General features: G+C 73.2%; 17 protein-coding genes and 2 pseudogenes. 11 read left to right on the top strand and 8 right to left on the bottom strand.

The window, feature by feature from the left end:
• Positions 1-16: 16 nt before the first annotated feature.
• The 5 genes from pcaH to BGP73_RS04785 are packed head-to-tail and all read left to right on the top strand — an operon-like array spanning position 17 to position 4,913.
• Entirely contained in the window at positions 17-838 is an 822-nt protein-coding gene (gene pcaH, locus BGP73_RS04805) for a protocatechuate 3,4-dioxygenase subunit beta (RefSeq protein WP_069812221.1), read from the top strand.
• On the top strand, positions 838-1,440 hold the full coding sequence (pcaG, locus tag BGP73_RS04800; protein ID WP_069812220.1) for a protocatechuate 3,4-dioxygenase subunit alpha: 603 nt from the start codon (positions 838-840) through the stop codon (positions 1,438-1,440). Before pcaH ends, pcaG begins: the two co-directional genes overlap by 1 nt.
• Positions 1,427-2,887, top strand: a complete 1,461-nt coding sequence (pcaB, locus tag BGP73_RS04795) for a 3-carboxy-cis,cis-muconate cycloisomerase (RefSeq protein ID WP_069812219.1) — start codon at positions 1,427-1,429, stop codon at positions 2,885-2,887. Before pcaG ends, pcaB begins: the two co-directional genes overlap by 14 nt.
• Complete coding sequence (locus BGP73_RS04790) at positions 2,884-3,714, top strand: alpha/beta fold hydrolase (RefSeq protein ID WP_069812218.1); 831 nt, start codon at positions 2,884-2,886, stop codon at positions 3,712-3,714. Before pcaB ends, BGP73_RS04790 begins: the two co-directional genes overlap by 4 nt.
• Positions 3,714-4,913 (top strand): 4-hydroxybenzoate 3-monooxygenase, encoded by a 1,200-nt coding sequence (locus BGP73_RS04785; protein WP_069812217.1) that lies wholly within the window; start codon positions 3,714-3,716, stop codon positions 4,911-4,913. Before BGP73_RS04790 ends, BGP73_RS04785 begins: the two co-directional genes overlap by 1 nt.
• A 69-nt stretch (positions 4,914-4,982) precedes the next feature.
• On the opposite strand, the gene BGP73_RS04780 is transcribed toward BGP73_RS04785, so the two are convergent.
• The 3 genes and pseudogenes from BGP73_RS04780 to xylB form a co-directional block, all read right to left on the bottom strand.
• On the bottom strand, positions 4,983-5,594 hold the full coding sequence (locus BGP73_RS04780; RefSeq protein ID WP_069812216.1) for an N-acetylmuramoyl-L-alanine amidase: 612 nt from the start codon (positions 5,592-5,594) through the stop codon (positions 4,983-4,985).
• A gap of 97 nt (positions 5,595-5,691) precedes the next feature.
• The gene (locus BGP73_RS04775) at positions 5,692-6,864 is read right to left on the bottom strand and encodes an ROK family transcriptional regulator (RefSeq protein ID WP_069812215.1); all 1,173 of its coding nucleotides are present in this window, start codon (positions 6,862-6,864) and stop codon (positions 5,692-5,694) included.
• Positions 6,865-6,921: 57 nt separating this feature from the next.
• Positions 6,922-8,411: pseudogene (xylB, locus tag BGP73_RS04770) on the bottom strand (xylulokinase).
• 124 nt (positions 8,412-8,535) lie between these two features.
• Between xylB and xylA the strand changes: the two are divergent.
• The 3 genes from xylA (at position 8,536) to BGP73_RS04755 (ending at position 10,730) form a co-directional block, all read left to right on the top strand.
• Positions 8,536-9,708, top strand: a complete 1,173-nt coding sequence (gene xylA / locus BGP73_RS04765; RefSeq protein ID WP_069812214.1) for a xylose isomerase — start codon at positions 8,536-8,538, stop codon at positions 9,706-9,708.
• A 294-nt stretch (positions 9,709-10,002) separates the two neighbouring features.
• On the top strand, positions 10,003-10,185 hold the full coding sequence (locus BGP73_RS04760) for a hypothetical protein (RefSeq protein WP_069812213.1): 183 nt from the start codon (positions 10,003-10,005) through the stop codon (positions 10,183-10,185).
• Positions 10,182-10,730, top strand: a complete 549-nt coding sequence (locus BGP73_RS04755) for an MOSC domain-containing protein (protein WP_244501089.1) — start codon at positions 10,182-10,184, stop codon at positions 10,728-10,730. Before BGP73_RS04760 ends, BGP73_RS04755 begins: the two co-directional genes overlap by 4 nt.
• 35 nt (positions 10,731-10,765) lie before the next feature.
• On the opposite strand, the gene BGP73_RS04750 is transcribed toward BGP73_RS04755, so the two are convergent.
• Positions 10,766-11,404, bottom strand: a complete 639-nt coding sequence (locus BGP73_RS04750) for a class I SAM-dependent methyltransferase (RefSeq protein ID WP_069812212.1) — start codon at positions 11,402-11,404, stop codon at positions 10,766-10,768.
• Positions 11,405-11,469: 65 nt separating this feature from the next.
• Positions 11,470-11,898, bottom strand: coding sequence for a PPOX class F420-dependent oxidoreductase (locus BGP73_RS04745; RefSeq protein ID WP_069812211.1), 429 nt, complete (start codon positions 11,896-11,898; stop codon positions 11,470-11,472).
• A 179-nt stretch (positions 11,899-12,077) separates the two neighbouring features.
• Between BGP73_RS04745 and BGP73_RS04740 the strand changes: the two genes are divergently transcribed.
• A complete protein-coding gene (locus BGP73_RS04740; protein ID WP_069812210.1) occupies positions 12,078-13,061 on the top strand; it encodes an NAD-dependent epimerase/dehydratase family protein in 984 nt (327 codons plus the stop codon).
• Between the two features lie 285 nt (positions 13,062-13,346).
• Positions 13,347-13,880, top strand: coding sequence for a chloramphenicol phosphotransferase CPT (cpt, locus tag BGP73_RS04735; RefSeq protein WP_069812209.1), 534 nt, complete (start codon positions 13,347-13,349; stop codon positions 13,878-13,880).
• A 180-nt stretch (positions 13,881-14,060) separates the two neighbouring features.
• Here cpt and BGP73_RS04730 read toward each other — a convergent pair whose 3' ends face one another.
• Positions 14,061-16,574 (bottom strand): DEAD/DEAH box helicase, encoded by a 2,514-nt coding sequence (locus tag BGP73_RS04730; RefSeq protein WP_069812208.1) that lies wholly within the window; start codon positions 16,572-16,574, stop codon positions 14,061-14,063.
• Between the two features lie 142 nt (positions 16,575-16,716).
• Between BGP73_RS04730 and BGP73_RS04725 the strand changes: the two genes are divergently transcribed.
• Entirely contained in the window at positions 16,717-17,508 is a 792-nt protein-coding gene (locus tag BGP73_RS04725) for a metal-dependent hydrolase (protein ID WP_069812207.1), read from the top strand.
• A 200-nt stretch (positions 17,509-17,708) separates the two neighbouring features.
• On the opposite strand, the gene BGP73_RS04720 is transcribed toward BGP73_RS04725, so the two are convergent.
• Complete coding sequence (locus BGP73_RS04720) at positions 17,709-19,493, bottom strand: ABC transporter ATP-binding protein (RefSeq protein ID WP_069812206.1); 1,785 nt, start codon at positions 19,491-19,493, stop codon at positions 17,709-17,711.
• Positions 19,490-21,474: pseudogene (locus BGP73_RS23425) on the bottom strand (ABC transporter transmembrane domain-containing protein). The gene BGP73_RS04720 and the pseudogene BGP73_RS23425 overlap by 4 nt, the downstream one beginning before the upstream one ends.
• Between the last annotated feature and the right edge of the window lie 100 nt (positions 21,475-21,574).

Below are 21,574 nucleotides of genomic sequence, written 5' to 3'. Positions count from 1 at the left end.
CCCCAGGAGCAGTCACATGACCACACCACGAACCACCGCCGTCCCGGCGCAGAAGCAGCCCGGACAGCCGAGCAGCCAGGCCGACATCGACCGGGAGGTGGCCGGCCTCCACCAGGCCTACGAGAAGGCCCGCGGCAACGGCGCGCCGGCCGCCCACCACCCGCCCCGCGACTTCTCGCCCTACCGCAGCAGTGTGCTCCGCCACCCGCGGCAGCCCCTGGTCGCCCTCTCCGACGACGGCGACCCCGAGACGGTCGAACTGCACGGCCCGGTCTTCGGCACCACCGACGTCACCGACCTGGACTCCGACCTGACCCGCCAGCACCTCGGCGAGCCGCTCGGCGAGCGGATCACCGTCACCGGCCGGGTCCTCGACCGCGACGGCCGGCCGATCCGCGGTCAACTCGTCGAACTCTGGCAGGCCAACGCCTCCGGCCGCTACGCCCACCAGCGCGACCAGCACCCGGCCCCGCTCGATCCGAACTTCACCGGCGTCGGCCGCTGCCTCACCGACGACGAGGGCAACTACCGCTTCACCACCATCAAGCCCGGCGCCTACCCCTGGCGCAACCACGACAACGCCTGGCGGCCGGCGCACATCCACTTCTCCTTCTTCGGCACCGCCTTCACCCAACGCCTGGTCACCCAGATGTACTTCCCCGGCGACCCGCTCTTCGCCCACGACCCCATCCTGCGGTCGGTCACCGACCAGCAGGCCAGGGACCGACTCGTCGCCACCTACGACCACGATCTGTCCCAACCCGAGTGGTCGCTCGGCTACCGCTGGGACGTGGTCCTGGACGGACCGTCCGCCACCTGGATCGAGGAGGGCCGCTGATGTCCGCTCCCACCCCCGCCACACCGCCGCTCCCGCCCACCCCCTCCCAGACCGTGGGGCCGTTCTACGGCTACGCGCTGCCCTTCACCGGGGGCGGTGAGGTGGCGCCCGCGGGACACCCCGACACGGTCACCGTCCACGGATACGTGTACGACGGCTCGGGCGCACCCGTCCCCGACGCGCTGCTGGAGTTCTGGCAGGCCGACCCGGACGGCGGGCTGGCCGGCGCACCCGGCTCGATCCGCCGCGACCCGGTCACCGGCGCGGTCATCGGCCGCGACGGTGTGGCTTTCACCGGTTTCGGCCGCGTCCCCACCGACGCCGACGGGCACTACGCGCTCCGCACCCTGCCGCCGGGCGGACCGGCCCCGTACCTCGCGGTGTGCGTCTTCGCCCGCGGGCTGATGCACCACCTCTTCACCCGCGCCTACCTGGTCGAGGCCGACGGCGGCCCGGAGCCCGCGGATCCGCTGCTGGCCGGACTGGCCCCGGAGCGGCGGGCGACCCTGCTGGCGCGGCGGGAACCGGAGCGGCACCGCAGCTACCGGTTCGACGTCCGCCTCCAGGGCGAGGAGGAGACGGTCTTCCTTGACTTCTCCTGACCCCGGCCAGGGCGAGGACCACGGCCTGCTCAGCCCGGTGCGCGCCGGTACCGCCGTCGAGGCGGCGACCGGCGACCGGGCCTGGCTGCGGGCCCTGCTCGACGCGGAGTGCGCGCTCACCAGGGCCCAGGCGGCGGTGGGCCTCGCCCCGGCCTCCGCGCCCGCGGCGGTCGAGCGAGCCGCCGCCGAAGCGGACATCGACGAGCGGGAGATCGCGCTCCGCGCCCGTGGTGGCGGCAACCCGGTCATCCCCCTGGTGCAGGAGCTGACCGAGGCCGTCCGGACGTCCGACCCGGAGGCCGCCGCCCACGTCCACCGCGGCGCCACCAGCCAGGACATCGTGGACACCGCGGCGATGCTGGTCGCCGCCCGTACGCTCCCGCTGATCCTCGGCGAGCTGGAGCGTTGCGCGGCAGCGCTGGCCGGGCTCGCCGCCCGGCACCGCACCACCCCGATGGCCGGCCGCACCCTCACCCAGCACGCGGTCCCCACGACCTTCGGTCTCAAGGCGGCCGGCTGGCGTGCGATCGTCCTCGACGCCCACGCCAGGCTGGCCCGGCTGCTGGTCGAAGGAGGCCTGCCGGTGCAGCTGGGCGGAGCCGCGGGCACCCTGGCCGCCTTCGGAGCCTTCGGAGCCTTCGGCCCGGACCCCGCCGCAACACAGGCCGGCACGACGGCCGGTGGCCCGGGGGAGCGGCTGCTGGCCCGGTACGCCCGGGAGACCGGACTGGCCGAACCGGTACTGCCCTGGCACACCCTGCGCACCCCGATCGCCGATCTCGCCTCCGCGCTCGCCTTCACCGCCGGCGCCCTCGGAAAGCTCGCCGCCGACGTGCTCGTGCTCTCCCGCACCGAGATCGGCGAGGTGGCCGAGGGCGACGGCGGCGGCTCCTCAGCGATGCCGCACAAGGCCAATCCGGTGCGCGCCGCGCTGATCTCGGCCGCCGCCCGCCAAGTGCCGGCCCACGCCGCCGTGCTGCTCGGCTCGCTCGCCGCCGAGGACGAACGGCCGGCCGGAGCCTGGCACGCCGAATGGCAGCCGCTACGCGAGGCGCTGCGACTGGCTGGCGGAGCCGCTCACTCCGCGGCCCGGCTCACCAGCGGACTACGGGTCTTCCCCGAGCGCATGCGGGCCAACCTGGAGCTCACCGGGGGCCTCGTCGTCTCCGAGCGGCTCTCCGCCGTCCTCTCCCCGCTGCTCGGCCGGGCGGAGGCCAAGAGCCTGCTCACCGCCGCCGCCCGGCGCGCGGCCGAGCAGGGCACCGGACTCAGCGAGGCGCTCGCCAGCGAGCCCGCGGTGCTGGGGGCCCTGCCCGCCGGGCGGCTCACCGAGCTCACCGACCCCGGCGGCTACCTCGGAGAGGCGGCGGCCCTGGTCGACCGGGCCCTGCGGCGGATCCCGGACACCCGCTACACCGAAGTCCCGGCCTCCCAGGAGGAAGCATGAGCACGCCCACACCCGCCCAGCAGGGACTGGCCCACCACGTGCTGGACGGACCGACGAGCGGGCCGCCGCTCATCCTCGGCCCCTCGCTCGGCACCTCGCTGGCGGTCTGGGAGCCGCAACTGGCCGAACTGGCCCGTACCCACCGGGTGCTGCGCTGGGACCTGCCGGGCCACGGCGGCTCCGCCGCCGCCGTGCTCGGCCCCGCGGCGGACCCGCCGGGCGAGACCACCGTCGCCGATCTGGCCCGCCTGGTCCTCCGGCTGGCCGACCAACAGGGTTGGCGGCGCTTCCGCTACGCCGGCATATCGCTGGGCGGGGCGGTCGGCGCCCATCTCGCCCTCCACCACCCCGAGCGGGTGGAAGCCCTCGCGATGGTCTGCTCCTCGGCCCGTTTCGGGCCGGCTCAGGGGTGGCGGGACCGGGCGCGGCTCGTCCGCGAACAGGGCACCGGGCCGTTGCTGGAGGGGACCGCCGGCCGCTGGTTCGCCGACCCCGCCACGGCCGCCACCGACCCCGGCAGCGGTCTGCTCGCCGACCTGGCGGCCGCGGACCCGGCCGGCTACGCGGCCTGCTGCGACGCGCTGGCCGACTACGACCTGCGGTCCCAGCTCGGCGGGATCACCGCGCCCACCCTGGTGATCGCGGGCCGGGAGGACCCCGCCACGCCTCCGGCGCACGCCCGGGAACTGGTCGACGCGATCCCCGGCGCGAGCCTGCTCGAACTCGCCGGAGCCGCCCACCTGGCGGGGGTCGAACGTCCGGCTGCCGTCTCCGGTGCGCTCCAGGCCCATCTCACTTCTCTACCAGCCGCTCCTCGGAGGAACTGATGCGCACCACAGTCGGAATCATCGGCGGCGGCCCGGCCGGCCTGCTCCTCGCCCGTCTGCTCCACCGGGCGGGTGTCGACTCGGTGGTCCTGGAGAACCGCGACCGCTCCTACGTGGAGCAGCGGCAGCGCGCCGGTGTCCTGGAGCAGGGCACCGTGGACGCGCTCCGGGCCTGTGGCGCCTCCGAGCGGATGGACCGCGAGGGCATGGAGCACCACGGAATCGAGCTCCGCTTCGACCGGCAGGGGCACCGGATCGACTTCCCGCAGCTGACCGGCGGCCGCAGCGTCATGGTGTACGCGCAGACCGAGATGGTCAAGGACCTCATCGCGCTTCAGCTGGCCGACGGCGGGCCGCTGCTCTTCGAGGCCGAGGCGCTCTCCGTGGAGAACGTTGAAGAGGGCTCCGGGGACGGCGGGCGGCCGAGGATCCGGTTCAGCCACGAGGGCCGGGAGAAGACGCTCGAATGCGATGTGGTCGTCGGCTGCGACGGCTTCCACGGCATCGCCCGCACCGCGGTCCCGGCAGCGGTGCGCCGGGACTTCGAGCGCACCTACCCCTACTCCTGGCTGGGGATCCTCGCCGATGTGCCACCCTCCTGCGAGGAGCTGATCTACGCGCACTCGCCGCGCGGCTTCGCCCTCCACAGCATGCGCTCCGAGACGGTCAGCAGGCTCTACCTCCAGGTGCCGAACGGCACCGACCCGGCGGACTGGTCCGACGAGCGGATCTGGGAGGAGCTCGACGCGCGGCTGGCCGTCGACGGCGACTGGAAGCTGGAACGCGGCCAGATCTTCGCCAAATCGGTCACGCCGATGCGCAGCTGGGTCACCGAGCCGATGCGCCACGGGCGGGTCTTCCTGGCCGGGGACGCCGCGCACATCGTGCCGCCGACCGGGGCCAAGGGGCTGAACCTCGCAGTCTCGGACGTCATCGTGCTCGCCCGGGCGCTGACGCACTGGCAGCAGACCGGTTCGCGGGAACTGCTCGACTCCTACTCGGACACCTGCCTGCGCCGGGTCTGGCGGGCGGAGCACTTCTCCTACTTCATGACGACCGCGCTGCACACCGACCCCGAGCAGTCGCCCTTCGACAGCCGGCTGCAGCTCTCCCAGCTGCACCGGATCGCCGACTCGCGCGCGGCCTCGACCGAACTGGCCGAGAACTACACCGGTATCCCTGGGCTGCCGATCGGCTGACGGCCGGGCCCTCTCGGTGCCCGGCCGCCGTCTCCCGACCAGTCTCCTCCGGACCGGAGGAGGAGTTTCCTACTTGACCGACTTCACCAGGTCCATGTAGCGGGCCCAGTCCCAGTAGGGGCCGGGGTCGGTGTGGGTGGCCCCGGGCACCTCGATGTGGCCGATGATGTTCCGCCGGTCCTTCGGGATGCCGTAGGTGTCGCACAGGTGGGCCGTCAGCCTGGCCGAGGACTCGTACATCGCGTCGGTGAAGTACTCCGGCTGGTCCACCCAGCCCTCGTGTTCGATGCCGATGCTGCGGGTGTTGTAGTCCCAGTTGCCGGCGTGCCAGGCGACGTCCTTGTCACGCACGCACTGGCCGACGTAGCCGTCCGCGGACCGTACGACGTAGTGGGCCGAGACCTGTGCCGAGGAGTCCTGGAAGATGTCGATCGTGTCCGCGTAGGTCTCCTGAGTGACGTGGATGATCACGAACTCGATCGGGTATTCCGAGGGACGGCTGGCGGCCGTGTAGTTGGACGTGCTGGCCGGGGTCCAGTGGGCGTCCGGGTAGTCGAGGACTCTCGGGCGGCGGCCCGGGCGGGCCGAGGCCGGAGTGGCGAGGGCACCGGCGGCGGCCGCGGTGCCGAGCACGAGGCCGCCACGCAGCAGGGAGCGGCGGCTTGGCTGGGGCGTGTTCATGGTGGCTCCATGGTGGGGGGTCAGGAATCCAGAACGTGCACATGACAACAATACCGGGCTCTGGCCTGAACGCGCCGATCCACGCCGGAATTTGGCATCATGGTGACGTGTACGCCATCGGGTCGTCGAGCACCTGTTGGACAACGGAGTGGGCGGCTCCCAGGAGCGGCCCGTCCCGGCCGAGCCGCGAGACGACGATCCCCTCGTGGCGCACCCGCCGGCCTGCCATCTCCCGCCGCACCGCCGGGAGCAGCCAGGGGGAGAGCTCGGCCAACGCGCCGCCCACCACCACCGTCTGCGGGTCGAGCAGGTTCACCACCCCGGCCAGCGCGGTACCCAGCGCGGTGCCCGCGTCGACCAGCGCCGAACGTACCCGCCGGTCGCCCTCCTCGGCGCGCTGCCGCAGCAGTGCCACCCCGCTCCCGTCGAGCCCCGCGGCCCGGAGCACCGCCTCCTCGCCGGCGTACTGCTCCAGGCAGCCGCGGCCTCCGCAGGCACAGGGGCGTCCCTCGGGGCGCACCGGCACATGGCCCAGCTCCCCGGCGAAACCGCGGGCGCCACGCAGCAACTCGCCGTCCACGACCACGGCCGCGCCGATGCCGATCTCGGCCGAGACGTGGAAGAAGTCGCGGGGCGCGGGCCGCGGGTCGCCCAGCCGGAGTTCGGCGAGCGCACCCAGATTGGCCTCGTTGTCCACGGTCAGCCGCAGCGGCAGGGCGTGCTGGAGTGCGGGGCCGAGGTCGACGTCCTCCCAACCGAGGTTGGGTGCCCGGACCACCACGGTCGACCCGCGCGCCACCAGCCCGGGGACCGCGACCGCGACCCCCGCCGGGCGCAGTCCCTCCCGCTCGGCCGCCGCGACCACCGCGGCGCCCAGCCGGCCCAACTGCTCCAGCACCGGCCCCGGTGCGCGGCCCCGGTTCGCCGCCTCCTCCTCGATCCGGGCCCGCACCCGGCCGCTCAGGTCCACCGCGCAGACCGCCAGGTGGTCCACCCCGATCTCCGCGCCGATCCCGGCCGGCCCGGACTCCCCGAACGCCAGCGTGCTGCCCGGCCGCCCGACGCTCCTCGTCCTGGTCCGCCCCAGCTCGACCAGGAGCCCGGCCCGCGCCAACTCGTCGACGAGCGTGGACACCGCCGCGCGGGTCAGCCCGATGTGGCCGGCGACCGCGGCGCGTGAGGCGGGGCCGTGCTCGGCGATGGTGTGCATGACGAGGGACAGGTTGCGCTGCCGCATACCGTGCTGGGTGTTCGGCGCGGGTACGGCCACCTCGGTGCTCCTCTCGACGCTGACGACCCTACGGGGCCGGTCTCCCATCGGCCGGGGTCACCCCCGACCGAGCAGCTCCGCGGCCCCGTCGAGGGTCGCCGCGAGCCGGGAGCGGGCCGCCCGGTCCGGCTCGGACACCGGCTCGTAGTACGCCCCCCGGTCGGTGCCCCAGCGCCGCGCCACCTCCCGGGGGTCCTCCCCCGTCAGCAACCCGGCCGCCTGCGCGGCGGCTCCCAGGGCGACCAGCTCCGACGCCTCCGGCACCTGCACCGGGCGCCCGGACAGCCGGCGCACCGTCTCCCGCCACGCGGTGCCCTGGGCGCCGCCGCCGATCAGCAGGATCGGCGGCTCATCGGCCGGCGAGCCGGGCGAGGCACCGGCCCCCTCGGCGCCCAGCACTCGGTCCAAGGCCTCCAGCAGCGCGAACACCGCGCCGTCGTAGGCGGACTGGAGTACCTGACCGGGTGTGGTGTCGTGCCGGAGCCCGTGCAGCAGACCGGAGGCGTAGGGCAGGTGCGGCGTCCGCTCACCGTCCAGGAACGGGAGCAGCACGGCCGAGCCGCCGGGTTCGACCGCCTCCCGGTCCAGTCGGAGCAGCGCGGCGATCCGGTCCACCGCCAGCGTGCAGTTCAGCGTGCAGGCCAGTGGCAGCCAGCCGCCGCAGGCGTCTGCGAACCCGGCCACCGTGCCGCTGGGGTCGGGCAGCGGACGCTCCCGGGAGACCGCGTACACGGTTCCGGAGGTGCCCAGACTGAGGGCCGGTTGGCCGGGGCGGAGCCCGAGTCCGAGCGCGGCGGCCATGTTGTCGCCGGTCCCGGCGCCGACCACCGCTCCGGCGGCCAGCGGCAGTTCGCCGATCCCGGCGCGGACGGTCCCGGCGGCGGAGCCGGGCGGCACCACCTCCGGAAGCAGCACCGGGTCGAGCCCGATGGCCGTCAGCACCTCCTCGTCGTAACGGCCGGCCCCGGGGGAGGGCGTCCACCACCCGGTGCCCGAGGCGTCACCGCGATCCGTCGAACCCCGACCGGTGAGCCGTTCGGTGAGGTAGTCGTGCGGCAGCCGGACGGCCGCGGTGGCTCGTGCGGCGGCCGGCTCGGTCTCGGTGAGCCACGCCCACTTGGTGGCGGTGAAGGCGGGCGCCGGCACGCTGCCTATCCGCTCCGCCCAGGCCTGGGCTCCGCCCAGGCCTGGGCTCCGCCCAGCCGCTCGACCAGCCGATCGCGCTGCGGCGCGGAGCGCACGTCGTTCCAGAGCAGCGCCGGGCGCACCGGCCGCCCGGCCGAGTCCAGGGTGACCAGGCCGTGCTGCTGCCCGCCCACCGACACGGCCGCCGCGCGGCCCGCGGCCTCCCCGCACTGCCGCAGCGCCGTGCAGAGCGCCGCCCACCACTCCTCGGGGTCGCTCTCCCGGCCCTCGCCGCCGCTCACCCGGTGCGCGGCCTGGCCGCGTGCCACCACCCCGCCGGTGGCCGAGTCGACGACCAGCGCCTTGGTGGACTGGGTCGAGCTGTCCACGCCGACGACGAGCGGTCCTTCCGGTGCGGCCATCACGCGATCCCTTCGTCGAGCCTCCGCTGCCGTGGATCGGGGCCTCGCGCTCCGTGAGGGTTCCCAGTTCCACTCCGGCATACTAATTTGTCAACTGCCATGACGAAATAGCCGAGGGAGCCCGATGAGCTACCAGCCCACCCCCGACGACCGTTTCAGCTTCGGCCTGTGGACGGTCGGCTGGCAGGGGCGCGACCCCTTCGGGGACGCCACCCGCGCCGCGCTCGACCCGGCCGAGTCGGTCCGCCGCCTCGCCGAACTCGGTGCCTACGGCGTCACCTTCCACGACGACGACCTGATCCCCTTCGGCGCCACCGACGCCGAGCGCGCCTCGCACATCCAGCGCTTCCGGAAGGCGCTGGAGGAGACCGGGATGGCCGTCCCGATGGCCACCACCAACCTGTTCACCCACCCCGTCTTCAAGGACGGCGCCTTCACCGCCAACGACCGGGACGTACGCCGCTACGCGCTCCGCAAGACGCTGCGGAACATCGACCTCGCGGCCGAACTGGGGGCCGAGACCTATGTGGCATGGGGCGGCCGCGAAGGAGCGGAGTCCGGCGGGGCGAAGGACGTCCGGGCCGCGCTGGACCGGATGAAGGAGGCCTTCGACCTGCTCGCCGACTACGTCACCGAGCAGGGGTACGGGCTGCGGTTCGCGATCGAGCCGAAGCCGAACGAGCCGCGCGGCGACATCCTCCTGCCCACGGTCGGACACGCCCTCGCCTTCATCGAGCGGCTGGAGCGCCCCGAACTGTTCGGGGTCAACCCGGAGGTGGGCCACGAGCAGATGGCCGGGCTGAACTTCCCGCACGGCATCGCGCAGGCGCTCTGGGCCGGCAAGCTCTACCACATCGACCTGAACGGTCAGTCGGGCATCAAGTACGACCAGGACCTGCGCTTCGGCGCCGGCGACCTGCGCGCCGCCTTCTGGCTGGTCGACCTCCTGGAGACGGGTGGTTACGCCGGCCCGCGGCACTTCGACTTCAAGCCCCCGCGTACCGAGGACCACGACGGCGTCTGGGAGTCGGCGGCCGGCTGCATGCGCAACTACCTGATCCTGAAGGAGCGGGCGGCGGCCTTCCGGGCGGACCCCGAGGTGCGGGACGCGCTGCACGCCTCCCGGCTGCCCGAACTGGCCCGGCCGACCTTGGAGCCGGGCGAGACCGCGGCGGCCCTGCTGGCCGACCGCACGGCGCTGGAGGAGTTCGACGTCGAGGCGGCGGCCGCGCGCGGCATGGCGTTCGAGCGGCTCGACCAGCTGGCGATGGACCACCTGCTCGGCGCTCGCGGCTGACCCGCCGACTCGGTCTAAGGTTCCCCGGGTGCGGGCCGCTGCCGCCCACACCCGGGACGCCGATCCTGCCTGCGTCCGGCCCGACCCCCTTCCGGGCCGGACGCCGGGCCCGACGTGCGACCGGCCCACACGGCAGCCGTCCCCCGACCGCCGTCGGAGGGGAGCGGTGGCGCCCATGCGTGCGGCGGCCCGCCGCCGGGAAGGCAGTCAGCGGGGGCCGCCGCCGCGGAACCCCTGCCAGCGGCTGACCGTTCTCCACCGGGAGAGCGGCGATCGCCGAGGAGGAGCACCAGGATGTCGAACAGAACGAAGGTCGTCGTCGGGGGAGCCGTGGCAGCGGGTGTGCTGCTGTGGCTGCTGCCCTTCTGGGCAGCGGTACTGGTCATCGTCGGAGTGCCGGTCGTTGGCTACCTCGCGCTGGACCGTTCACAGCGCGGACGGTTGCGCCGGGTGGGCCGTAAGCGGTTGGAGCGGTGACCCGGCCCCCCTCCGTGGTGGCGGTCTGCCGGGACGGCGCACACGGATTCAGCAAGCCGGCACGGGAGAGCATCCGGCTGCTCGCCGGACTCGGGGTCGAGGGAGACGCCCACGCGGGGGAGACGGTCAAACACCGCTCCCGGGTGGCGCGCGACCCCACCCAGCCCAACCTGCGGCAGGTGCACCTCATCCCCCAGGAGCTGTACGAGGAGGTGGCCCTGGCGGGCTTCGACGTGCCCCCGGGCGGCCTCGGGGAGAACATCACCACCTCGGGTGTCGATCTGCTGGCGCTGCCGACCGGTGCCCGGCTGCGTCTGGGCGGTACCGCGCTGATCGAGGTGACCGGCCTCCGCAACCCCTGCCACCAGATCGACGGGTACCGCAGCGGGCTGTTGAAACGCGTGGTCGGGAAGGCCCCCGACGGCGGGATCGTCCGGAAGGCCGGGATCATGGGCATCGTCCTGACCGGTGGCGAGGTGCGTCCTGGTGACGCCGTGTCCGTCGAACTGCCGTCACGACCGCACCGGCCGCTCCAGCCCGTGTGACGAGGTCCGCGCAGACGGCTGGTGCCGGGCACCGCTCAGCCGCCGCCGCGGGCCGGTCGCGGCCCTTCCGGGCCGGTGGGCAGCCGGGCCGCCAGGGTCAGGAAGCGGTCGTCCCGATCCTCGTAGCAGAGCATCCGCCACCCCGAGCGGGCCAACAGCTCCCGCAGGTTGGGCTCGGCGCGCAGGTCGTCGGCGGTGATGGTCCGGCCCTTGCGGGCGGCGAGCGCGGCCCGGCCGACCGGATGGAAGAGCGCGAGCCGGCCACCGGGGCGGACCACCCGCGCCAGCTCCCGCAGGTTCGCCCCGGGGTCGGGCAGGTGTGAGATCAGGCCCGCGGCGAACACCGCGTCCAGCGAGGCGGAGCGCAGCGGCAGCCTGGCGACGTCGGCCACGGCGAGGTGGCCGCTGCCGTGCCGGCCGGCCCGGGAGGCCTGCTCCAGCATCTCGGGTGTGAGGTCGATCCCGAGCACCGTCCCGCGGGGGCCGACCGCGGATCGCAGCGCGGGCAGCGCCCGTCCGGTGCCGCAGCCGGCGTCGAGCACCGCTCCGCCCTCCGGGGGAGCGAGTTCGGCGACCGCCGCCGTGTAGCGGGGGCCGTCGTCGGGGAATCGGCGGTCCCAGTGCGCCGCCCTGGCCGCGAAGAAGGCGCGCACTCGCGCGCGGTCCGGCTTCATGGGGACATGATGGCCGGTCGCCGCCGGTCGCCCGGGCCCGGGGAGCCGGTCGCCCGGAGCGGTCGCTACTCGGCGAGGCGGGCCACCGCCACCACCTTGTCGAGGTGCACCCGTACCAGCAGTTCCCCTGGTACGGCGTTCCGTTTGCCGACCTCCTCGGCACGTTCCTCGCCCATGTAGCGTGCGGCGATCCGGGTGGCCCAGGCGAGGAGTTCCGAGGGGTCCTCGCTCAGCCGGGCCCGGCCCTGGAGAAGGACGAAGGAGTAGGGCGGCTGGTCGTCGTCCACACAGACCGCGACCCGCCCGTCCCGGGCCAGGTTCCGTCCCTTGACGGTGCCGGCCCCGGTGTTGAAGACCACCTCGTCGCCGTCCATCACGAACCAGACCGGCGCCACGTGCGGCGACCCGTCCGCCTGCATGGTCGAGACCTTGGCCGTGCGGGTGCCCTCCGAGACGAAGGAGTGCCATTCATCGTGTGTCATCTTATGTGGCATAAGTCCAGTATGGGGCATTTGGCGGCCCGGCGGCTGCGACGCCCCGCAGGCGTGTGGGCCGGATCGCTCCCCGGTCCACCCACCGGGCCGCTCCGTCGTGCGGCCGTTCCGCCCTCAGCGATTCCGCCGAGCGCGTGCAACGGTTCCCACGGCCGTGCCGAGCGGGCAGAGTCACCGGCATGAGGCTACTGGTGCTGGGTGGAACGGAATTCGTCGGACGAGCGGTCAGCGACGAGGCGCTGACCAGAGGCTGGCGGGTGACGGTTTTCAACCGCGGCCGCCAGGAGTCGCCCCACGGTGCGGTCCGGCTGCGCGGCGACCGCACGGCCGCCGACGGGCTCTCCGCCCTGGCAGAGGGCGAGTGGGACATCGTGGTGGACACCTGGACCGGTGCGCCGTCAGCGGTGCGTGACGCGGCCCGGCTGCTCGCCGAGCGGGCCGGGCACTACGCCTACGTCTCCAGCCGGTCGGTGTACCGCCACCCGGTGCCGGCCGGGCTGCCCGAGGACGGCCCGCTGGTGGACGCCTCCCCGGACGACGGCGAGGTCGACTACGCCCGGGCCAAACGCGGCGGGGAACTCGCCGCGACCGCGGCCTTCGGCGACCGGGCGCTGGTGGCTCGGGCAGGGCTGATCCTGGGCCCAAGGGAGAACATCGGGCGGCTGCCGTGGTGGCTGAACAGGATCGCCCGCGGCGGCCCGGTCCTGGCGCCCGGGCCGCAGGACCTGCCTCTTCAGTACATCGACGCGCGCGATCTCGCCGGCTGGGTTCTGGACGCCGCCGAACGCGGGCTCGGCGGCGCGTTCAACACGGTCAGCCCCAGCGGCCAGTCGACCATGGGCGAACTGCTGGAGAACTGCGTACGGGTGACCGGTTCGGATGCCGAGCTCAGGTGGACGGGGCCGGAGCCGATCCTGGCCGCCGGCGTCGAGCCGTGGAGCGATCTGCCGATCTGGGTGCCGCCCGGCGAGCTCCACGAGGCCCTGCACGCAGGCGACGTGGCCAAGGCGACCGGCGCGGGGCTGCGCTGCCGGCCCGTCGCCGAGACCGTGGCCGACACCTGGCACTGGCTCCGGGAACTGGGCGGGCCTCCGCCGCAGCGACCCGACCGCCGCCCGGTCGGTCTCGACCCCGATCGCGAGGCGCGGATCCTCCGGGGCTGAGTCCGGTCTCCGCCTCGCGGGTGTGAGTCCCGGGCGCGTCGACCCTTGGCGGTCCCGATCGAGGGCTGTCGCGGAGGGGCGGGTGTCGCGTTGCGGGCTCCCGTCCGTCTAAGGGTTGTCCCGTAATCCCTGGTGGGCGCACGACGACAGCTACGGCACCTCGCCGCGTTGTCGGAACATCCTGATACGCCCAGTATCGGGACGTCCCTCCGTCTTGCGATGTACCGCATCTGCCGTCGTGCGCTGATCCACCGGGGATTACGGGACAACCCTTAGCCTGGCGTGATGACGACCGAGGTGATCGTTCTCAACGGTGGTTCAAGTTCGGGTAAGTCCGGCATCTCCCGCTGTCTGCAGGCCGTCCTGCCGGATCCCTGGTTGGCGCTCGGGACCGACACGTTCGTGGACGCGCTGCCCGCGGCCATGCGCCTGTCCGATGCCGGGATCGAGTTCGCTTCGGGCGGAGCGGTGAACGTCGGCCCCGAGTTCCGGAGGCTGGAGGGGGCGTGGATCGAGGGTGTGGCCGCGATCGCCCGGGCCGGCGCCCGGGTCATCGTCGACGAGGTCTTCCTCGGCGGAGCCGACTCGCAACAGCGGTGGCGGGAGGCGCTGCACGGCCGGGGGGTCCTCTGGGTCGGCGTCCGGTGCGACAGCGGGGTCGCCGCGGGCCGAGAGGTCGCACGAGGAGATCGGATCGCCGGGATGGCCGCCTCCCAGGCCGCCCTGGTCCACCGGGGCGTGGTCTACGACCTGGAGGTGGACACCACGAAGGCGGAGTCGATGGAGTGCGCACGGCTCATCGCCGAACACGTCAGCTGAGCGGCGGCATCCCGGCCGGCTGCCGTCGCCCGCCTCGGCTCTCAGGAGGTAGCCGTCAGCGGTGACCGCCCCCTTTCCTGGACCGGTGCGCCGTCTCCCGCCGCAGAGGCCCGCGGCCCCCGGAGGGGAGCCGTGCACCGACTCCGCCCGGGGCCGCGCATCCGGCCGGGGAAGGGCGGATCAGAGTCGGCCGACGTCGGTGACGCGCACCACCGCGCGCCCCTCCGCGTCCGAGGCCGCGAGGTCCACTTCGGCGCTGATGCCCCAGTCGTGGTCGTTCTCCGGATCGGCGAAGGTCTGCCGGACCCGCCACAGACCGTGCTCGGAGTCCTCCTCGATCCGCAGCATCTTCGGCCCGCGGGCGTCCGGCCCGGTGCCCAGGTCGTCGTACTCCTCCCAGTAGCCGTCCATGGCCTGCCCCCAGGCCTCCTCGTCCCAACCCGTCTCGGCGTCCAACTCACCGAGCTCCGCGACCTTGTCGAGGGCAGCCAGTTCGACGCGCCGGAACATCGCGTTGCGCACCAGCACCCGGAATGCCCGCGCGTTCCCGGTCACCGGGCGGACGTCGTCGGCACGCTCCTGCGCCTGGGTGGCCGTCTCCTCCTCGGGGTTGGCCAGTTGCTCCCACTCGTCGAGCAGGCTGGAGTCGACCTGCCGCACCATCTCGCCGAGCCAGGCCACGATGTCCTCGAAGTCCTCCGACTTCAGGTCGTCCGGCACGGTGTGAGCCAACGCCTTGTAGGCGCTGGCGAGATACCGCAGCACGATCCCCTCGGTCCGCGCCAGCTCGTAGAAGCTGGTGAACTCCGTGAACGTCATGGCGCGTTCGTACATGTCCCGGATCACGGACTTGGGGGAGAGCGGGTGGTCCCCCACCCAGGGGTGGCTCTTGCGGTAGACACCGTAGGCCTGGAACAGCAGCTCCTCGAGCGGCTGCGGATAGGTGATCTCCTGGAGCCGCTCCATCCGCTCCTCGTACTCGACCCCGTCGGCCTTCATCTGCTGGACGGCCTCGCCGCGCGCCTTGTTCTGCTGGGCCGCCAGGATCTGCCGCGGATCGTCCAGGGTGGACTCCACCACCGACACCATGTCGAGGGCGTAGGACGGGGACTCGGGGTCCAGCAGCTCGAAGGCGGCCAGCGCGAAGGTGGAGAGCGGCTGCTGCAGGGCGAAGTCCTGCTGCAGATCGACCGTCAGCCGGATGGACCTGCCCTGCGCGTCCGGCTCCGCGAGCTGCTCCACCACCCCGCCGTCCAGCAGCGAACGGTAGATCGCGATGGCCCGCCGGATGTGCCGGAGCTGGTTCCTGCGCGGCTCGTGGTTGTCCTCGAGGAGGCGGCGCATCGCGGTGAACGCGTCGCCGGGCCGGGCGATGACCGACAGCAGCATGGTGTGGGTGACCCGGAAGCGGGAGGTCAGCGGCTCCGGGTCGGAGGCGATGAGCTTCTCGAAGGTGTTCTGCCCCCAGGAGACGAATCCCTCCGGGGCCTTCTTCCGGACCACCTTGCGGCGCTTCTTGGGGTCGTCCCCGGCCTTTGCGAGGGCCTTCTCGTTCTCCACCACGTGCTCGGGAGCCTGGGCGACCACGAAGCCGGCGGTGTCGAACCCGGCCCGCCCCGCCCGACCCGCGATCTGGTGGAACTCGCGCGCCCGGAGCGTACGCACCCGCTGCCCGTCGTACTTGGTGAGCGCGGTGAACAACACCGTGCGAATGGGCACGTTGACACCGACCCCCAGGGTGTCCGTACCGCAGATGACCTTCAGCAGCCCCGCCTGCGCCAGCCGCTCCACCAGCCGCCGGTACTTCGGCAGCATCCCGGCGTGGTGCACGCCGATCCCGTGCCGGACGTAGCGGGAGAGGTTCCGGCCGAACTTCGTGGTGAACCGGAAGTTGCCGATCAGCTGGGCGATCTCGTCCTTCTCCGCCCGGGTGCACATGTTGATGCTCGTCAGCGCCTGCGCCCGCTCCACCGCCGCCGCCTGGGTGAAGTGCACGATGTAGACGGGTGCCTGGTGGGTCTCCAGCAACTCGGTCAGCGTCTCGGTGAGCGACGTCGTGCGGTACTCGTAGGAGAGCGGCACCGGCCGGGTCGCGGACCGGACCACCGCCGTGGGCCGGCCGGTGCGACGGGTCAGGTCCTTCTGGAACCGTTCCATGTCGCCGAGCGTCGCCGACATGAGCACGAACTGCGCCTGCGGCAGCTCCAGCAGCGGAATCTGCCAGGCCCACCCGCGGTCCGGTTCCGCGTAGAAGTGGAACTCGTCCATCACGACCTGGCCGATGTCCGCCTCCCTACCGTCGCGGAGCGCGATCGAGGCGAGCACCTCGGCGGTGCAGCAGATCACCGGGGCGTCGGCGTTCACCGAGGCGTCGCCGGTCAGCATGCCGACGTTCTCGGTGCCGAAGAGTTTGCACAGGTCGAAGAACTTCTCGGAGACCAGCGCCTTGATCGGCGCGGTGTAGAAGGTCACCCGGTCATCGGCGAGAGCGGCGAAGTGGGCTCCCGCGGCGACCATGCTCTTGCCGGACCCGGTGGGCGTGGACAGGATGACGTTCGCCCCGGAGACCACCTCGATCAGCGCCTCCTCCTGGGCGGGGTACAGGGAGATCCCGCGCTCCAGCGCCCAGTTCGAAAAGGCCTCGAAGAGGGCGTCGGGATCGGCTTCGTTCGGCAGATGATCGATGAGGGTCACCCCTCCATACTGCCTGCCGGGTGCCCCCTGCCGGAACTCACCGGCGCTTCGAAGATCACGGGGCAGTACGCTGGGCCGCCGACGGGCCGTCGGCAGCGGCGCGGAAGGCGTGGCGGAACAAGAGAAAAGGGGGCGGGGCACCGTGATGGGACCAGCTCACTCACTGTCCGGAGCGGCGGCGTGGACGGGGGTGGGCGCGGCGGCGGGCGCGGCGGGCCACCCCATGCCCTGGCCGGTGGTGGTCGTCGGCGCTCTGATCTGTGCCGGAGCGGCCCTGGCACCCGACCTCGACCACAAGTCGGCCACCATATCCAGGGCCTTCGGGCCCATCTCCCGGGCGCTGTGCGGGGTGATCGACAAGCTCTCCCACACCGTCTACACGGCCACCAAGATGAAGGGTGACTCCCGGCGCGCCGGCGGTCACCGGACACTGACCCACACCTGGCTCTGGGCGGTGCTGGTCGGCAGTGGGATGTCCGCGCTCGCCGTGGTCGGCGGCCGCTGGGCCGTCCTCGGCATCCTCTTCGTGCACATGGTGCTCGCCATCGCGGGGCTGCTGTGGCGAGCCGCCCGGGGCGCCAGCGACGTGCTCATCTGGCTGCTGGGCGCGAGTAGCGCCTGGATCCTCGCCGACATCCTCGACCAGCCGGGCAATGGTGCGAACTGGCTGTTCACCGCGCCCGGTCAGGAGTACCTCTGGCTCGGCCTGCCCATCGTGCTCGGCGCGCTGGTGCACTGCGTGGGCGACGCGCTGACCGTCTCCGGTTGCCCGATCCTGTGGCCGATCCCGGTGGGGCGCAAGCGCTGGTACCCGGTCGGTCCGCCGAAGCAGATGCGCTTCAAGGCGGGCAGCTGGGTGGAGATGAAGATCCTGATGCCCGCGTTCACCCTGGCCGGGACCATGGCGGGGCTCGACGCCCTGGGCGTTCTGTGAAGCCCACCCGGCGATGACGGCAGAGGCCGGAGGACGCCCATGAGCGGGCGACCCAGGCCGCCCACGTCGTTCCAGGGACGGCAGGGAAGCGGCCGGGCGCACCGGAGACCTCGGCCTCCGGCCGGGCCGCGCTGAACCCGTTCCGCCCCGGCGGCCCTGGCCTCCCAGCCGCGCTCGGGCAGCCGGTGCCGGCAACGGCCTCAGCCGTGCCAGGAGCGCCAGAGCGCCGCATAGGCCCCGCCCGCGGCGACGAGCTGGTCGTGGCTGCCCAACTCACTGATCCTGCCGTCCTCCACGACCGCGATCAGGTCGGCGTCGTGCGCGGTGTGCAGCCGGTGCGCGATGGCCACCACCGTGCGGCCCTCCAGCACCCGGGCGAGCGAGCGTTCCAGATGCCGCGCCGCGCGCGGATCCAGCAGCGACGTCGCCTCGTCGAGCACCAGCGTGTGCGGGTCGGCCAGGACCAGCCGGGCCAGCGCTATCTGCTGCGCCTGTGCCGGGGTCAGCGCCATGCCACCGGAGCCGACCTCGGTGTCCAGGCCGTCCGGGAGCGTCCGGGCCCAGCCCGCGGCGTCGACGGCGGCCAGCGCCCGCCACAGCTCGGCGTCCTCAGCCCCCTCGCGGGCCAGCAGCAGGTTGTCCCGCAGGGCGCCGACGAAGACGTGGTGCTCCTGGTTGACCAGCGCCACCTGCCGGCGCACCCGCTCCGCCGGCATCCGCGCCAGCGCGGCACCACCGAGGCTGACCAGCCCGGTCCGCGGTTCGTAGATCCCGGCCAGCAGCCGTCCCAACGTCGACTTGCCCGCGCCCGAGGGGCCGACGAGAGCCAGCCGGGTTCCGGGACGGACGGTCAGCGAGACCTCGTGCAGCACATCGGCCCCGTCCGGGCGGTAACGGAAGCGCACCCCCGCCGCCCGGACCTCGCGGCCCTCCGGGTGGACCTCGTCCGCGACGGCTTCCGGCTCGATCTCACGGACCCCGACCAGCCGCGCCAACGACACCTGCGCGACCTGGAGTTCGTCGTACCAGCGCAGGATCAGCCCGACCGGCTCGACCAGCATCTGCGCGAAGAGCGCACCGGTGGTGAGCTCCCCGACGGTCATCCAGCCCCGCAGCACGAACATCCCGCCGAGCATCAACACACAGCCGACGATCGTCACATGGGCCATGTTGATCACCGGGAACAGGATCGTGCGCAACCACAGCGTGTACCGCTCCCACCCGGTCCACACCCGGATCCGCTCCTCGGAGAGAGCGACCCGCCGGGCTTCGAGCCGGTGCGCCTCCACCGTCCGGCCCGCGCCCACGGTCTCGGTGAGCGCGGCGGCGACCGCGGCGTAGCCCGCCGCCTCCGAACGGTAGGCGCCGGGGGCCCGCCGGAAGTACCAGCGGCAACCGGTCAGCAGCACCGGCAGGGCGGCCAGCACGCAGAACGCCAGCGGTGGCGCGATCACCACCAGGCCGCCGAGGAGCAGCAGCACCCACACCACGCCGATGGCGAGCTCCGGTACCGCCTTGCGCATGGCGTTGGCCAGCCGGTCGATGTCTGTGGTGATCCTCGACAGCAGGTCGCCGGTGCCGGCCCGCTCCAGTACTCCGGGCGGCAGCCGCACCGAGCGGACGAGGAAGTCCTCCCGCAGGTCCGCCAGCATGCGTTCGCCGAGCACCGCCCCACGGAGCCGCACCAGCCGGATGAACATCGTCTGCACGGCCAGTGCCACGGCGAAGAGCAGCAGGGTGCGCCCCAGACGGAGTTGCCGGACCCCCTGTGCGAGGTCCTCCACCAGTCCGCCGAGGAGGTACGGCCCCACCATGGAAGCAGCCACCGCGAGAGCGTTCACCCCGACCAGCACCGCGAAGGCGCGCCGGTGCCTGCGCAGCAGTTCGCCCGCGTAACCCCGGACGGTCGCGGGCGAGCCGACCGGCAGGGTCGTGGCGGTGCTGGGTGCGGCCGGATCCTCGGCCGGAGGTGCCACGCCGATCATCCCGACTCCTCCATCCGCTCCCCGCCGGCCCCTCTGACCGTCGCCATGGACCCCGCTCCTCCCGATCGGCCGGGGCGGTCGGCCGGCTCCACCGGCACGACCCCCTCAACTCGGACGACACCCTCCGCCTGGACGCCCCCCTCAACCGGCTCGACGCCGTCCGCCGCGCCAGGCACCGCCGGCGAGGGGGCCGCGTCGTCCTCCCGGCTGACGACCGCCCGGTAGCCCGCGTGACCCCGCAGAAGCTCCCGGTGCTCCCCGGAGGCCACCACCGTGCCCTCCGGGGCGAACAGCACCTGATCGGCCAGTTCCAGCAGCAGGGGGCTGGTGGTGAACACGACCGTGGTGCGCCCGGCGCGGAGCTTCCGCAGCCCCGCCGCGATCCGGGACTCGGTGTGTGAGTCGACCGCGCTCGTCGGCTCGTCCAGCACCAGTACCTCCGGATCGGTGACCAGCGAACGGGCCAACGCCAGCCGCTGCCGCTGACCTCCTGACAGGGAGCGGCCGCGCTCGGTGATCTCCGCCCGCATCGGGTCCCCCGAGTCACCGCCGGCCGCCTGGCCGAGTGCGGCCAGTACGTCGCCACACTCGGCCGCGGCCAGCGCCTCGGCTGCGGTCACCCCCCCGAGGAGGGCACGTCGAGAAGCTGTTCGAGAGCCCCGGACAACAGCACCGGGTCCTTGTCCTGGACGAGCACCGAAGCCCGGGCCGTGGACAGCGGAACCTCGTCCAGCGCGGTACCGCCCAGCAGCACGGACGCTTCCGGTTCCTTTCCCGGGCAGGACGGCTGCTGCTCAGCAGCGTGGCCGCCCAGCCGTTCGGCGAGCCGCCCCCCGAGGTCCGGATCACCGCACACCACCGCGGTGAACGCTCCGGTCGGGGCGTGGACCCCGCTCACCGGATCGTGGAGGTCGCCGGTGAGCGGTGGGAGGACCGCCTCGCCCACCACCGGGGCGCCGCCGGCCGCGGCGCCGCCGTGCGGCTCCGTACGGCGCAGCGCCAGTACCCGAGCGGCGCGTTTGGCGGACGGTCGGGAGACCGAGTAGGCCATGGCGATCTCCACGAAGTGCTGCAGCGGGAACAGCAGGAAGGTCACCGCCCCGTAGACGGTGACGAGTTCCCCCACCGAGATCCGGCCGTCACGAGCGAGCCCCACCCCGTGCCAGACCACCGCGATCATCAGCAGGCCGGGCAGCGCCACCTGGACCGCACTGATCCAGGCCCACATCCGGGCGTTGTGGACAGCGGCCTTCCGGACTTCCTGGGAGGCCCTCCGGTAACGGCCGAGGAACAGCTCCTCGCCGCCGATGCCCCGGAGCACCCGGAGACCGGCGACCGTGTCGGAGGCCAGTTCGGTCGCCCGGCCGGCCTTCTCCCGCTGTACGTCCGCCCGTCGGGTGGCGATCGGCAGCAAGGGCAGGACAGACAGCACCAGGACCGGAACCCCGACCGCCACCAGCAGACCCAGTTCCGGTTGGTAGAGGACCAGTCCCGCGCAGAGCCCGACGGTGACGAGGAGCGCGGCGCTGCACCGCGACAGGGATTCGACGAACCAGCCGATCTTCTCCACATCGCCGGTGGAGACCGCGGTGACCTCGCCGGCCGCCACCTGCCGGGTGAGGAGCGCACCCATCTCCGCCGTCTTCCGCGCCAGCAGCTGCTGCACCCTGGCTGCGGCGGTGATCCAGTTGGTGACAGCCGTGCGGTGGAGCATGGTGTCGCCCACCGTGATCAACAGACCCAGCGCCGCGATCACCCCTCCGGCCGCCGCCAGCCGGTCACCGGAACGGTCGGCGACGGCCTGCACCGCCAGCCCCACACCCACCGGCAGTAGCGCGAGGGCGGCCATGTGCAGGACCCCCCAGCCGAGTGACTTCAGCTGACCTGACCACTGGTGTCTGCTGAGCCAGATCAGGAAGCGCGGGCCCGACCGAACATCCGGAATACCTGGATCTGCGTAGGGGAGGTCGCGAATCTGCATGCATGTTCCAGGAAGTCGGTGTCTGTGGGGGCGGTGAAAGGTTCGCTCGCCGATCCGTCGAACACAAGCCGTTTTTCCGGCCGCCGGTCCCTCCCGGGGC

This window comes from Streptomyces sp. TP-A0874 (assembly GCF_001748085.1).
Lineage (GTDB): Bacteria > Actinomycetota > Actinomycetes > Streptomycetales > Streptomycetaceae > Streptomyces.
Note: the sequence above shows the minus strand (reverse complement) of the source record. Positions and strands in the feature narration are given on the sequence as shown.